The following is a 12914-nucleotide window of genomic DNA, read 5'->3' as shown; positions in this document are numbered from 1 at the left end:
GACCGGTCGGAACCTTTTTGTGTCGGTCCTGCAACACGCAGGCCCAAGGCCCCGGACCTGGCCGCGGGCGCGGAGTCGACGGGGCGCCCGGCGCTGCCTACAGGTGCGGCAGGATCGCCGGCATGAGGTCCTGGAAGGTGCGGCCGTCGGCCGGGGTTCCGATGGCGGTCATCTGCCACCCGCTCCCCGAACGGTGCACCTTCGCCATGATCTGGGCGGTGTACTGCCCGCCGCCGTTCAGCGTGCAGCGGGCAAGCTCCTGGCCGTCGGTCTCGTCCACGATGCGGCAGAAGGCGCTCTGCACCTCCTGGAACGTCCGGCCGGTGAAGGAGTTCACCGTGAAGACGATCTGGTCGATGTGCACCGGCACCCGGTGGAGGTCGACCAGGATCGACTCCTCGTCGCCGCCCGCGCCGGCACCGCCGAGGTGGTCCCCGGTGTGCCTGACCGAACCGTCATCGCTGGCGAGATGCCGGAAGAAGACGACGTCGACCGGCTGCCTACCGGCGAACAGGACCGCAGAGGCGTCCAGATCGATCTCCCTGGTGCGCGAGCCGAACAGACCGCGGCGCGAAGCCGCCTGCCAGCCGAACCCGATCCGTACCGCGGCCGGTACCTGACCGCCCACCCTCTGCAGGCCGATGGCCCGGCCCCTGGCCAACTCGGCCGTCGCGTAGGGTCCGCCCTCCCCCTTGCTCGGCACCGGACCCTGCGGTTGCCCGGCATGAACCGGTGGTGCGTACGCAGGTTCGGGAGGTGCCGCGACGACGGGCGGGTGCACCTGCCTCGCAGGCGCCGTGGCGGTGGGCGGGTACGCCTGTCGGGCCGGTGCGTCCGGTGGCCAGTACTGGGTGGGTGGGTGGGGGGCGGGCGCATGACCGGTCCGGCTCGGGCCCTCTTCGGTCATGCCGGTGAAGTGGTCCAGAAGCTGTTCCGGGGTGGGACGGTCATCAGCCTGTTTGGCCATGCACGCGGCCACCACCGGCCACAAGGACGTGGGGAGAGCCGACAGGTCGGCTTCCTCATGCACACATCGATACATCAGCACCACGGGTGTGCCCTCACCGAAGGCGCTGCCGCCCGCGGCGGCAATCAGAACGGCACCGAGTGCGAAGACATCCGCCGCCCCGTCGACGGGAAGACCCACCGCCTGCTCGGGCGCGAGGAAGCCGGGCGTGCCGAAGACCGCACCGGTCGCGGTGAGGCGGGATCCCTCGACCGCCCGCACGATGCCGAAGTCCAGAACCCTGGGCCCGTCCTCAGCCATGATGATGTTGCCCGGCTTGAGGTCGCGATGGACGAGACCGCAGGCGTGGATGGCCTGCAACGCCTCGGCGAGGGCAGCCCCCAGAGCGCGCAGCGACTCCTCGCCCCTCGGCCCCCGTGCCGCCAGCAGCTGGGACAGCGTCGGCCCTGCGACGTATGCGGTGGCGAGCCAGGGCGCCTCCGCATCCGGATCGGCGTCGACCACGGGCGCGGTGTGAAAACCTCCCACCACACGTGCGGCGGCCACCTCGGCCCGGAACCGCTCACGGAACTCCGCGTCCCGTGCGAGTTCGGGTTTGACCACCTTCACCGCCACGGCTCGCCCACCCCGCGACCGCGCCAGGTAGACCGTCCCCATCCCGCCCTCGCCGAGCCGTCGCTCCACGAGGTACTTTCCGATCCGCTCCACCGAAGCCCCCAAGCGCCGTCGCTCGCATGGCAGATCATCCCACAGCAGGGCATCGCCACCCGAGCTGCTGAACCCGCCCGAGCCGCTGGAGCCCTGAGGACGAGGCCGGGGCGAGGCCGGTCCGTCCGTGCCGGCTCAGCCACACATCGACCGGGCAGGGGTCGTCAGGCCAGACCCGCCTCCCGCATCTGGCGCAACTCCTTCTTCAGCTCCCCCACCTCGTCACGCAGTCGGGCGGCCACCTCGAACTGCAGGTCCGCGGCGGCCGCGCGCATCCGGTCGGTCATCTCCTCGATGATCCCGGCAAGCTCGGTGGCCGGGCGGTCCGTGACCGCCGCCTTGCCCTCGCCGGCCTTCCCCTTGGCGGCACCGGCCTTGATGCCCAGCGTCGGCACGGGTGCCTTCGCACCCTTCGCCTGGCGGTAACCGGTGCCGAGCAGCTGCTCGGTGTCGACCTCCTCGCGGGCGATCGTCGCGACGATGTCGTTGATCTTCTTGCGCAGCGGCTGCGGGTCGAGTCCGCGCTCGGTGTTGTACGCGATCTGCTTCTCGCGGCGGCGGTTGGTCTCGTCGATGGCCTGCGCCATGGCCGGGGTGATCTTGTCCGCGTACATGTGGACCTGACCCGACACGTTACGAGCCGCGCGTCCGACGGTCTGGATCAGCGAGGTGGCCGAGCGCAGGAAGCCCTGTTTGTCGGCGTCGAGGATCGCCACGAGCGAAACCTCGGGCAGGTCGAGGCCCTCGCGCAGCAGGTTGATCCCGACCAGGACGTCGTACTCGCCCGAGCGCAGCTCCCGCAGCAGCTCGATACGGCGCAGGGTGTCGACGTCGCTGTGCAGATAGCGGACCTGGATGCCCAGCTCCAGGAAGTAGTCGGTGAGGTCCTCCGACATCTTCTTGGTGAGGGTGGTGACCAGGACCCGCTCGTCCTTCTCGGTGCGCTTGCGGATCTCGTGCACCAGGTCGTCGATCTGGCCCTCGGTGGGCTTGACGACGATCTCCGGGTCGACGAGGCCGGTGGGCCGGATGATCTGCTCCACGAAGCCGTCGCCCCGGGAGAGTTCGTACTTGCCCGGGGTGGCGGAGAGGTAGACCGTCTGGTTGATCCGGCCGAGGAACTCCTCCCACTTCAGCGGGCGGTTGTCCAGCGCGGAGGGCAGCCGGAAACCGTGGTCGACGAGGGTCCGCTTCCGGGAGGCGTCGCCCTCGTACATCGCGCCGATCTGCGGCACGGTGACGTGCGACTCGTCGAGGACGAGGAGGAAGTCCTCGGGGAAGTAGTCGAGAAGGGTGTTGGGCGCGGTACCGGGGGAACGGCCGTCGAAGTGCATCGAGTAGTTCTCGACACCGGAGCACGTACCGATCTGGCGCAGCATCTCGATGTCGTACGTGGTGCGCATCCGCAGCCGCTGGGCCTCCAGCATCTTGCCCTGCTTGTCCAGCTCGGCCAGACGCTGCTCCAGCTCCTGCTCGATGCCGCTGACGGCTTTCTCCATGCGCTCCGGGCCTGCCACGTAGTGGCTCGCGGGGAAGACGTGCAGAGACTGGTCCTCGCTGATGACCTCGCCGGTGAGCGGGTGGAGGGTGGAGAGCGCCTCGATCTCGTCACCGAACATCTCGATGCGGACGGCGAGCTCCTCGTAGACCGGGAAGATCTCGATGGTGTCGCCGCGCACCCGGAAGCTGCCACGGGTGAACGCCAGGTCGTTGCGGTTGTACTGGATCTCGACGAAGCGGCGCAGCAGCTGGTCGCGGTCGATCTCGTCGCCCACCTTGAGCTGGACCATCCGGTCCACGTACTCCTGCGGGGTACCGAGGCCGTAGATGCAGGACACGGAGGCGACCACGACGACGTCTCTCCGGGTGAGCAGCGAATTCGTGGCGGAGTGGCGCAGCCGCTCGACCTCCTCGTTGATCGAGGAGTCCTTCTCGATGTAGGTGTCCGACTGCGGGACGTACGCCTCGGGCTGGTAGTAGTCGTAGTACGAGACGAAGTACTCGACGGCGTTGTTCGGCAGGAGCTCGCGGAACTCGTTGGCCAGCTGGGCGGCGAGGGTCTTGTTCGGCGCCATCACCAGGGTGGGGCGCTGCAGCTTCTCGATCATCCAGGCGGTGGTCGCCGACTTACCGGTGCCGGTCGCGCCGAGGAGCACGACGTCCTTCTCACCTGCCCGGACGCGCCGCTCCAGCTCGGCGATGGCCGCCGGCTGGTCGCCACTGGGCTGGTAGGGACTGACGACCTCGAAAGGCGCCACCGAACGTTCGATCTTCGAAACGGGCCGCATGCAACCACCGTACGACCCCCCACTGACAACGGGGCCGGGTCAGCGCCCGCGGCGGCCTCGGGTCACCAGTCCTGGGGCTGCGAGTGGAACGATGCCGGGTCGGCGTGCGTACCGAACCGGGGCACCTGGCGCTGGGCCGGAATCCCGGGGGTCCTGGCCCCACGGATGACTGCGGGGTCGTTCCAGTCCGGGGTACCCATGACCACCAGGGGGTCGAACATGACGACGACCGCGGCGAGCACCAGGAAGCAGGCGGGGCCGATCAGCATGGGAACGAGCAGCGCGGTCGCGCTGTCGCCCGTGCCCGGGGAGGTTCCGGTGAGGGCGGCCGGGTGGAGATGGACCCTGAGGGCCGCCATGCCGGTGTAGTGCATGCCGCTCACCGCGACACCCATCACCACGCTGGCACCGAGGCTGGGCAGGAAGCCGTGGATGGAGACGGCGGCCCAGAGCGCGGCGGTCGAGGCCACCACGGCGATGACGACGGAGAGTGACACGGTGATCGTGTCGTACTCGAACTGCCCATCAAGTCGCATACCGGCCATGCCGAGGTAGTGCATGGAGGCCACGCCGAGTCCGGTGATCGTTCCTCCCGTCACCAGTGCCATGCGGGTGGCGCCGCGGTACCCGACCAGGAAGATCCCGATACCGACCATGACGATCGCGACGGCGAGGCTGGCGAAGGTGATCGGCTTGTCGTAGCCGATCGGCACCTCCTCGACGGTGAAACCCACCATCGCGATGAAGTGCATCGTCCAGATGCCGGAGCCTATGGAGGTCGCGCCCAGAGCCAGCCAGCCGGCCTTGAAGGAACGCTCGGTGCGCAGCGACCGGGTGGTGCATCGCAGACCCAGGGCAGCGCCGAGACACGCCATGAGGAAGGCGGCCACGGGGGTGACCGCCCCATAGCCGAAACCGTCGATTGTGCCCTGCATGCTCGTACGCCCTTCGCAGAAGCCCGGGTTCGGCTGACTTTAAGGCGCAAGGCCCGGCAAACAAACAGAAGAACAGCATTTTATCGACAGGGGCAGCGGCCCGTGAGCCGGTCCCTGCGACCGGTCCCCGATCCCTGCCCTGGGCCGTCCGTAACTCTGACGCAAGGAGCCCCCTGTGTACGCAGGCACCGCAACCGCCTCCGTCGCTGCCGCCGCCCTGCTGGGCGCCGGCACGTTGCTGATGTCGAGTACGACCACCGACGCGCCGGGGACGGACGCCACCGCGGCGGTGGCCCACACCACCGCCGCCGGCACCGGCGTCCGGACCGTGGGTGCCGTGTCCCCGGACCGGTCGCGCGACCCGCTCGTCATCGCGCACCGGGGCGCGTCGGCGTACGCGCCCGAGAACACCCTGGCGGCCGTGGACAAGGCGGACGTCCTGGGCTTCGACTGGGTGGAGAACGACGTCCAGCTCACCCGGGACGGCGTACTCGTGGTCATCCACGACACCGGGCTGAAGCGCACCACGGACGCCGAGCAGGTCTTCCCCGACCGTGCGCCGTGGGCGGTCAAGGACTTCACGGCCGCCGAGATCGCCCGGCTGGACGCGGGCAGCTGGTTCGGTCCGGTGTACGCCGACGCCCGGGTGCCCACGCTCCAGCAGTATCTGCACCGGATCGAACGCAATCAGCAGAACCTGCTCCTGGAGATCAAGAGTCCCGAGACCTACCCCGGGATCGAGCAGGCGACCCTGCGCGTCCTGGGTCAGGAGGGGTGGCTCGACCGCACACACGTCCGCACCCGTCTGGTGATCCAGAGCTTCGGCGCCGACAGCGTGCGCAAGGTGCACGAGCAGCGCCCGGACGTCGTCACGGCCTTCCTCGGCACCCCGGCCGTCGCCGACCTTCCCTCGTACGCGGAGTTCACCGACCGGATCAACCCGGCGTACACCTCCCTCTCGAACGAGTACGTGACAGCGGTGCACGCCCTGAAGGGCCCCCACAACAAGCGGCTTCAGCTCAACACCTGGACGGTCAACGACGCGGAGCACGCGCTCCGGGTGACGGGCTACGGCGTGGACGGCATCATCACCGACACCCCCGATGTGGTGCGGGAGGCCGCCGGCTGACGACTGCCCGGGCCCGCTCGGTGCTGCCCGGACGCCGCCGTCCGTTGTCAGTGGCCGGCCGTACGGTGGTGTGCATGAACAGCAACGGGGTTGTCGAGTGGGCCGTCGTCGACAGTGACATCGGTCCGCTCATGCTGGCCGCGACCGACACGGGCCTGGTGACGGTGGTCTTCCACGCCGGGCCTGCGGTACGGGACCGGACGCTGGACCGGCTGGCCGCCCGGCTCGGCACGGAGCCCGTCCGGGCGCCCGGCTCCGCGCGGCTCGCCGAGCCGATACGCCAGCTCGCGGCGTACTTCGCGGGCACGCTTCGGGAGTTCTCGCTCGACCTGGACTGGTCACTGACGAGCGGCTTCAACCGCCAGGTTCTCCGCGAGCTGGCGACGGGTGTGCCGTACGGCTCGGTCGCCGGGTACGGGGACCTCGCCGACCGGGTGGGGCAGCCCGGGGCGGCCCAGGCAGTCGGTGCCGCCATGGGGTCCAACCCGCTGCCCGTGGTGGTGCCCTGCCACCGTGTGGTGGAGAGCGACGGCGGGCTCGGCGGCTTCGGCGGCGGGCTGGAGACCAAGCGGCAGCTGCTGGCCCTGGAGGGCGTGCTGCCCCAGCCGTTGTTCTGACCCGCCCCGCCTGCACCGGGCGTGCTGTTTCGGCCGCCCGGTTCGGACGTGCCGTTTCGGCCGCACCGTTCCGGGCGTGCTGTTCGGGCGTACGTACCGGCTGGCACACTGCGTCGGTGACCAACGCCCTCGATGCACCTGACAGCTCCGGCGGACCGAGCCCCGCCGGGAAGGTCACCGCAGCCGATCTGCCCGGACTCCGGCGCAGGACGACCGCCGTGCTCATGTCCAGCCAGATACTCGGCGGCCTCGGCGTCGCCATCGGCATCGCCCTGGCCCCCGTGCTGGCGACACGCGTCAGCGGCTCCGAGGCGCTGTCGGGCCTCGCCCCCACCGCGTCGGTGGCCGGCACGGCGCTGCTGTCGCTGCCGCTGGCCGCGCTCATGACCTCACGGGGCCGCCGCCCCGGGCTCGTGCTCGCGTATCTGGTCGGCGCGCTCGGGGCGGGGCTCGTGGTGCTGGCGACCGTGGTGGAGAACTTCCCGTTGCTCCTGCTCGGCATGGCCGGTTTCGGTGCGGGTTCCTCGGCCAACCTCCAGGCCAGATTCGCCGCCGCCGACCTGGCCGAACCCGACCGTCGCGGCCGGGCCATCTCGAACGTCATCTGGGCCACCACGATCGGTTCGGTGCTCGGGCCCAACATCGCGGCCCCCGCGGGACGGGTCTTCCGCGGCACCGCCGTCTCGGAGACGGCCGGCCCGTTCGTCTGGGCGGGCGGCATCTTCGCACTCGCCGCTCTCGTGGTGGCGGCGCTGCTGCGGCCCGACCCCCTCCTCACCGCGCGCGCCCTGGCCCCGCAGGAGAGCCGGTCGGCCGGGGGCCGTTCGCTGCGGGCGGGTGTCGCGGCCGTACGGGCATCGCCCATGGCCCGCCTCGCCCTGGTGACCGTGACCGTCTCGCACACCGCGATGGTCTCGATCATGGTGATGACGCCCGTCGACCTCGGTCATCACGGCGCGGACCTCCAGCTGATCGGACTGGTGATCAGCGGCCACATCGCCGGGATGTACGCGTTCTCGCCCGTGATGGGCTGGCTGGCGGACCGCTTCGGCCGTCTCACCGTCATCGGGCTCGCCGCCGGGCTGATCGCCCTCGCCGCACTGCTCGCAGGCACCGCGGGCGACGCGCACGGCAGGACCGCGGCCGGCCTGTTCGTGCTCGGGCTCGGCTGGTCCGCGGGCCTGGTCTCGGGTTCGGCGCTGCTCACCGACTCCGTGCCGCAGGCCGCACGCGCCGCCGTACAAGGGCTGTCGGACCTCACCATGAACGCGTCGGCGGGCCTCGGCGGGGCGGTCGCCGGAGTGATCGTCTCCCAGGCCGGCTACGGCTGGCTCAATCTGACCGGCGCATGCCTGCTGCTGCCGATGGCGGCACTGACCCTGCGCCGGACCCTCACCCGCCGCGCCACGGCCTGAGCCCGAAGCCCGAGGGCCCGGGCTCACGGGCTGCTCAGAGGCTGATGTGGTACGCCTTGCGCAGCGTCTCGTGCACGGTCCACGTCGTACGGTCCCCCTCGCGCAGCACACAGGCGTCGCCGGGGCCGATCTCCAGCGTGGCGCCGCCCTCGACCTCCACGGTCGCGCGCCCACTGACGACCACGAACAGTTCGTTGGCCTCGGTGTCCGTGACCACACCCGGCGTGATCTGCCAGATCCCGCGCACCTGCTTGCCGTCGGCCGACTCCCACAGCACCTTGCCGGTGACCTCGGGGTCGCCCGAGACGATCTGCTGGGGTTCGAGCGGTTCCGGTTCGAGCACGGCGTCGGGAATGTGCACGGCGAACGAGGCAGGAGCTTGATCAAATGTGGTCATGGCCGGTCACCTTAGCCATCGCCTCAGGACGTCTCGCCACCAGGACTGACCGAACGGAGTCCGGGGCCTGCCGCACGGTCGCAGCGCGGCCCGGCCCGCGATGCGGGTGCGAGCAGCTTCCAGCCGCTGCGAACGGCACACGTTTGACCGCGACCCGTCCGCGACAGAGATGTGGACATGTCACTGACTGCGCCGCACGACGCCACCCCGTACGCACCCGTTCTCTCCGCGGAGGTGCGGGACGCCCTCGCCGCGCACCGGCCCGTCGTCGCCCTGGAGTCGACGATCATCGCCCACGGACTGCCCCGCCCCCGCAATCTGCGGGTCGCCGAGGAGCTGGAGGGGATCGTCCGGTCGACCGGTGCCGTGCCCGCCACGGTCGCCGTGCTGGACGGCAGCGCCCGGGTCGGCCTGGACAAGGCCCAGTTGGAACGGGTCGCCGAGGACCCGGCGATGCGCAAGCTGGGGCACCGGGACCTCGCACCCGCACTGGCGACGGGTGCGAGCGGGGCGACGACGGTCTCGGCGACGGCGTTCCTCGCCGCACGGGCGGGCCTGCGCGTCTTCGCGACCGGCGGGCTCGGGGGTGTGCACCGGGGCTGGACCGAGACGCAGGACGAGTCCGCGGACCTGCGGCTGCTGGCGGGGACGGGCATCACCGTGGTCTGCGCGGGAGTGAAGTCGATCCTGGACGTCCCCGCCACGCTGCAGCGTCTGGAGACGCTCGGGGTCGGGGTGCTGGGATACGGCACCGACCGGTTCCCCGGCTTCTATCTGAGCAGTTCGGGTGAGCCGGTCGACTGGACCGTGCGGTCGCCCGAGGAGGTGGCCGAGGTGATGGGGGCGCAGGACGCGCTCGGCGGCCCGGCGGCTGCGCTGATCGTGGCCAACCCCGTACCGCAGGAAGAACAGCTGGATCCCGCGCTGCACGACCGGGTGCTGGCCGAGGCGCTGGATGCCTGCCGGGAACGCGGCATCGTGGGACAGGCCGTCACGCCGTATCTGCTCGGCCATCTGATGCGGGGCACCGAAGGCGCCTCGCTGGAGGCCAACCTGGCGGCCGTCCGCGGCAACGTGGCACTCGCCACCCGGATCGCCACCGCCTGGGCCGCCCGGTGACCGGCGGCCTTCTCGTCGTCGGGGACGTGGTCACGGACGTGGTGGCACGGCACGGTTCGGCACTGGTCCACGGCACGGACACGACGGCCAGGATCCGGACACGGGCCGGCGGCGCGGGGGCCAACGTGGCCTGCTGGGCTGCGCGTTCGGGCTGCCGGGACGTGCGGCTGGTGGCCCGCGTGGGCGCCGACTCCGCGGACTGGCACCGGGATCTGCTGCGGCGCGCGGGGGTGCGGGAGCTGCTGGCCGTGGACGACGGGGCACCGACGGCCACCGTCGTCGCTTTGGTCGACCCGTCCGCCGAGCGCACCTTCCTCACCGACAGTGGCGCGGTGCTGCGGCTCTCCCCCGACGACTGGTCGCCGTCGATGCTCGACGGCATCGCCCACCTCCATCTGTCCGGGTACCTGCTCTTCGCCGAGACGAGCCGCGCGACCGCCCTGCTCGCACTGCGGGAGGCCGGGCGGCGGAGCATCCCGGTGAGCATCGATCCCGCTTCGGCCGGGTTCCTCGCCGAACTGGGCGTCGACCGGTTCCTGGCCCTGACCGAGGGGGCGGATCTCCTGCTGCCCAACGCGGACGAGGCAGGGCTGCTCACCGGGCTCCCCGAACCGGCGGACGCGGCCGCCAAGTTGAGCCTTCTGGTCCGTCAGGTCGCGGTCACGCTGGGCGAGGGCGGTGTTCTGCTGGCCACCGCGGGAACGGTGACCGCCCACGTCGCGGCCGAACCCGTGCCCGCGGCCGTGGATTCCACCGGGGCCGGAGACGCGTTCACCGGGGGCTTCCTCGCGGCCCGGCTGGCGGGCGCCGACGACAGGGCTGCCGCGGCAGCGGGGTGCCGCGCGGGGGCGGAGGCCGTCATGACCGTGGGCGGGCGGCCGCCCCTGCCCGGGGACGGGCAGTAACCGAACTCCGGGGGCTCACCCTTCCGGCCGCAGCCCGGTCCAGGCGGGATGGTGCGGATCGTCGGCCCTGACGACCGCGTCCGCGCTCCCGGTGGGCGCCACCTCGTCCTCGTACCGCTCGAAGGCGGGCAGGGTCCATTGCTCGTCCTCCTGTGTACGCCGCCGCAGCGCACCCGCCGACAGCCTCAGATGAACGCTCAGATCGAACGGGAACCAGTGCCCCAGCAGCAACGGCCCGTGCAGGACCAGCACCCCGCCCTCCGGGAGCTGCCGGTACGGGCTCCGCGTCGCCCGGTCCGTGACCGGATCCCACAGATCGGGCAGCACCCGCCCACTGCCACCCGGCTCCAGCGGACCGAACACCTCACGCCACAGCGCGCCGGTGTCGAACCAGCTGCCGTAGTAGGAGTCGGGGTCCCGCCTGCCGTACTCGTACCGCAGACTGGCCGGCCGCAGGAACCCCGCGGTGGACACCGGCAGTACCGCCCGGCCGCGCAGTCGCAGCCCTTCGGCGACCGCCCCGGCCAGCTCCCCGGTGCGGGCGGCCGGAGCGCCGTCGACGGCGATCCTGAGCCAGGGCCCGCCGTCGGCGGGTTTCAGCGCGTCGGCGTGCGCGGCCAGCTCGTCCGCCAGCCGTTCCCAGGTGATCGCTTCGAATCGCACGTGCCCATCGTGCCCCCTTGCCGAAACTCTGCGGCGCAACCCGGTCCCGCCCGTTACCGTCCTGTCCATGGATCTTGAATTCGCCCGCAGTTTCGCCGCGCAGTGGCAGGACGACTGGAACTCCCACGACCTGGAACGCATCCTGGCGCACTATCACGAGGACGTGACGTTCAGCTCCCCCATGATCGCGCGGTTCACCGGCGACGCCTCCGGCACGGTCCGCGGCAAGGCCGAACTGCGCTCCTACTGGGCGCGCGGGCTGGAACTCATCCCCGACCTCTCGTTCGAGGTCATGGACGTGCGGGCGAGCGTCGACACACTGGTGATCGACTACCGCAACCAGATCGGCGGCCGGGTGTACGAGGTGCTGACCTTCCGCGACGGTCTGGTGAGCGCAGGTCTGGGCGCGTACGGGGAGACACTCGCCCGCTGACGGTCGGCGCCCGGCGGCACGGTTGCCGGCGGGGCGCCAGAGGGCGGGTGTCACGCACTACTTCTTGTTGCCGCAGTCCGCAGCGTCGGCGTCGTCGGAGAGGGGACTGCCCTCGGGCAGCAGATAGGTCACCCAGAGGACGACGGGCTCAGTCCCCAGGTTGCGCCCGACGTGGCGGTGCTTCGTGCCGGACGGCTCGATGAAGGACGTGCCCGCGGGGGTCACCTCCACCGTGCAGTCGTCCAGGGTGCGGGTCAGCGTCCCGGACTTGACGACGGCGATCAGCTGTCCGCGGTGGGTGTGCCAGCCGGTGGAACCGCCCGGCTCGACGGTGATCGTCCGGAAGGTGACGTCGGTGCGCCCCTTCGGCGCCTTCACCTTCAGTTTGCCCACCGAGGTGCCTTCCGCGACCACGGTGCCGCTCACCCCGCTGCCGGGGGTGGCGACGGCCGCCGCCGGTACGAAGCCGAGTGCGGCCACGCAACCCGCGATGACGATCGCCTTGCCCGGACGCCTCTGCTGTCCCCGTCGCTCCTGTTGTCTCGCTGTTCTCACGGGCAACTCCCTTCTGTAGGTGTCCCGGACATCCCAAATGCCCCGACACTACCCAGAAGTTGACCGATCGAATCACGCCATCGCAACCGTCATGCGCCACGCAGCTCCAGGGCAAGCGGACCCTCGCCCGACACCTCGATCCGGCCGGCCCCGACGGCCTCGGCGAAGGTCAGCTCCCCCCGCCCCAGTGCCAGACAGAGCTCGGCGTCGAGGGCGATGCGCGCGTCGGCGCGAGCGGCGGGCCCGTCCCCGTAGACCGGTTCACCCGGCGCCGGCTTTCCCGTACGCACATGGAACTCGCCCTCGTCCAGGTGCACATCGACCACCCCGCCGGCGGCCGGCCCCCCGAAGCCCTCCAGCGCCCGCAGCAGCGGAAGCGCGAACCAGTGCGCCCGGACCGCGTCCATGGGACGCCGCTCCACGAGCGCGGGCGCCCCCCACTCGGCGAGCGCGGCAAGGACGGGCAGCAGCCCGTGTCCACGCCCGGTGAGTTCGTACACCGCGGCAGCGGCGGGCGGCGGCAGTCTGCGGCGGGTGACCAGCCCGCCCTGCTCCATGTCCTTGAGCCGGGAGGCCAGGACATCCGTGCTGACACCGGGCAGGTCGGCATGGAGATCGGTGTAGCGGCGGGGACCGGCCAGCAGTTCACGGACGATCAGCAGGCTCCACCGGTCACCGACGGCGTCCAGAGCCCGGGCACTGGCACAGAACTGGTCGTAACTCCGGCGGCGGACCGGGCGGGTTGCGGACTGTTGCTGACGTGGCATGCGACGCAGTCTAGAC

At 71.2% G+C, this 12914-nt stretch carries 13 protein-coding genes and 1 pseudogene; 6 read left to right on the top strand and 8 right to left on the bottom strand.

Features of this window, described 5'->3' with window-relative positions; translation table 11 throughout:
- Nucleotides 1-97: 97 nt before the first annotated feature.
- The 4 genes and pseudogenes from OG912_RS27285 to OG912_RS27270 form a co-directional block, all read right to left on the bottom strand.
- Nucleotides 98-661 carry a TerD family protein gene (locus OG912_RS27285; RefSeq protein WP_327713558.1) on the bottom strand — a complete coding sequence of 188 codons (564 nt, stop codon included), beginning with the start codon at nucleotides 659-661 and terminating at the stop codon, nucleotides 98-100.
- Between the two features lie 315 nt (nucleotides 662-976).
- Nucleotides 977-1624, bottom strand: a pseudogene (locus OG912_RS27280) (serine/threonine-protein kinase); the annotation flags it as partial.
- A 215-nt stretch (nucleotides 1625-1839) separates the two neighbouring features.
- Entirely contained in the window at nucleotides 1840-3963 is a 2124-nt protein-coding gene (uvrB, locus tag OG912_RS27275) for an excinuclease ABC subunit UvrB (protein WP_327711659.1), read from the bottom strand.
- Between the two features lie 62 nt (nucleotides 3964-4025).
- Complete coding sequence (locus tag OG912_RS27270; RefSeq protein WP_327711658.1) at nucleotides 4026-4898, bottom strand: MHYT domain-containing protein; 873 nt, start codon at nucleotides 4896-4898, stop codon at nucleotides 4026-4028.
- Between the two features lie 175 nt (nucleotides 4899-5073).
- On the opposite strand from OG912_RS27270, the gene OG912_RS27265 reads away from it, so the two are divergent.
- The 3 genes from OG912_RS27265 to OG912_RS27255 all read left to right on the top strand — a co-directional run bounded on the left by OG912_RS27265 (nucleotide 5074) and on the right by OG912_RS27255 (nucleotide 8059).
- Nucleotides 5074-6027: a glycerophosphodiester phosphodiesterase gene (locus tag OG912_RS27265; RefSeq protein WP_327711657.1), complete on the top strand. Its 954-nt coding sequence runs from the start codon at nucleotides 5074-5076 to the stop codon at nucleotides 6025-6027.
- Between the two features lie 74 nt (nucleotides 6028-6101).
- Entirely contained in the window at nucleotides 6102-6644 is a 543-nt protein-coding gene (locus OG912_RS27260; protein ID WP_326735580.1) for a methylated-DNA--[protein]-cysteine S-methyltransferase, read from the top strand.
- Between the two features lie 116 nt (nucleotides 6645-6760).
- The gene (locus OG912_RS27255) at nucleotides 6761-8059 is read left to right on the top strand and encodes an MFS transporter (protein ID WP_327711656.1); all 1299 of its coding nucleotides are present in this window, start codon (nucleotides 6761-6763) and stop codon (nucleotides 8057-8059) included.
- 34 nt (nucleotides 8060-8093) lie between these two features.
- Here the strand turns inward: OG912_RS27255 and OG912_RS27250 are convergent, their stop codons facing one another.
- Nucleotides 8094-8456, bottom strand: a complete 363-nt coding sequence (locus OG912_RS27250) for a cupin domain-containing protein (protein WP_327711655.1) — start codon at nucleotides 8454-8456, stop codon at nucleotides 8094-8096.
- Between the two features lie 177 nt (nucleotides 8457-8633).
- Here OG912_RS27250 and OG912_RS27245 point away from each other — a divergent pair, with 177 nt between their 5' ends.
- Together OG912_RS27245 and OG912_RS27240 are read left to right on the top strand one after the other, a co-directional pair.
- Nucleotides 8634-9575: a pseudouridine-5'-phosphate glycosidase gene (locus tag OG912_RS27245; protein ID WP_327711654.1), complete on the top strand. Its 942-nt coding sequence runs from the start codon at nucleotides 8634-8636 to the stop codon at nucleotides 9573-9575.
- A complete protein-coding gene (locus tag OG912_RS27240; protein WP_327711653.1) occupies nucleotides 9572-10480 on the top strand; it encodes a carbohydrate kinase family protein in 909 nt (302 codons plus the stop codon). The genes OG912_RS27245 and OG912_RS27240 overlap by 4 nt, the downstream gene beginning before the upstream one ends.
- A 15-nt stretch (nucleotides 10481-10495) precedes the next feature.
- Here OG912_RS27240 and OG912_RS27235 read toward each other — a convergent pair whose 3' ends face one another.
- A complete protein-coding gene (locus tag OG912_RS27235; protein ID WP_327711652.1) occupies nucleotides 10496-11143 on the bottom strand; it encodes a uridine kinase in 648 nt (215 codons plus the stop codon).
- A gap of 67 nt (nucleotides 11144-11210) precedes the next feature.
- Between OG912_RS27235 and OG912_RS27230 the strand changes: the two genes are divergently transcribed.
- Complete coding sequence (locus OG912_RS27230) at nucleotides 11211-11576, top strand: nuclear transport factor 2 family protein (RefSeq protein ID WP_327711651.1); 366 nt, start codon at nucleotides 11211-11213, stop codon at nucleotides 11574-11576.
- 57 nt (nucleotides 11577-11633) lie between these two features.
- On the opposite strand, the gene OG912_RS27225 is transcribed toward OG912_RS27230, so the two are convergent.
- Together OG912_RS27225 and OG912_RS27220 are read right to left on the bottom strand one after the other, a co-directional pair.
- Nucleotides 11634-12131, bottom strand: coding sequence for a cupin domain-containing protein (locus tag OG912_RS27225; protein ID WP_327711650.1), 498 nt, complete (start codon nucleotides 12129-12131; stop codon nucleotides 11634-11636).
- 89 nt (nucleotides 12132-12220) lie between these two features.
- Complete coding sequence (locus OG912_RS27220; RefSeq protein WP_327711649.1) at nucleotides 12221-12898, bottom strand: winged helix-turn-helix transcriptional regulator; 678 nt, start codon at nucleotides 12896-12898, stop codon at nucleotides 12221-12223.
- Between the last annotated feature and the right edge of the window lie 16 nt (nucleotides 12899-12914).

It is taken from the genome of Streptomyces sp. NBC_00464 (genome assembly GCF_036013915.1).
GTDB lineage: Bacteria > Actinomycetota > Actinomycetes > Streptomycetales > Streptomycetaceae > Streptomyces.
Note: the sequence above shows the minus strand (reverse complement) of the source record. Positions and strands in the feature narration are given on the sequence as shown.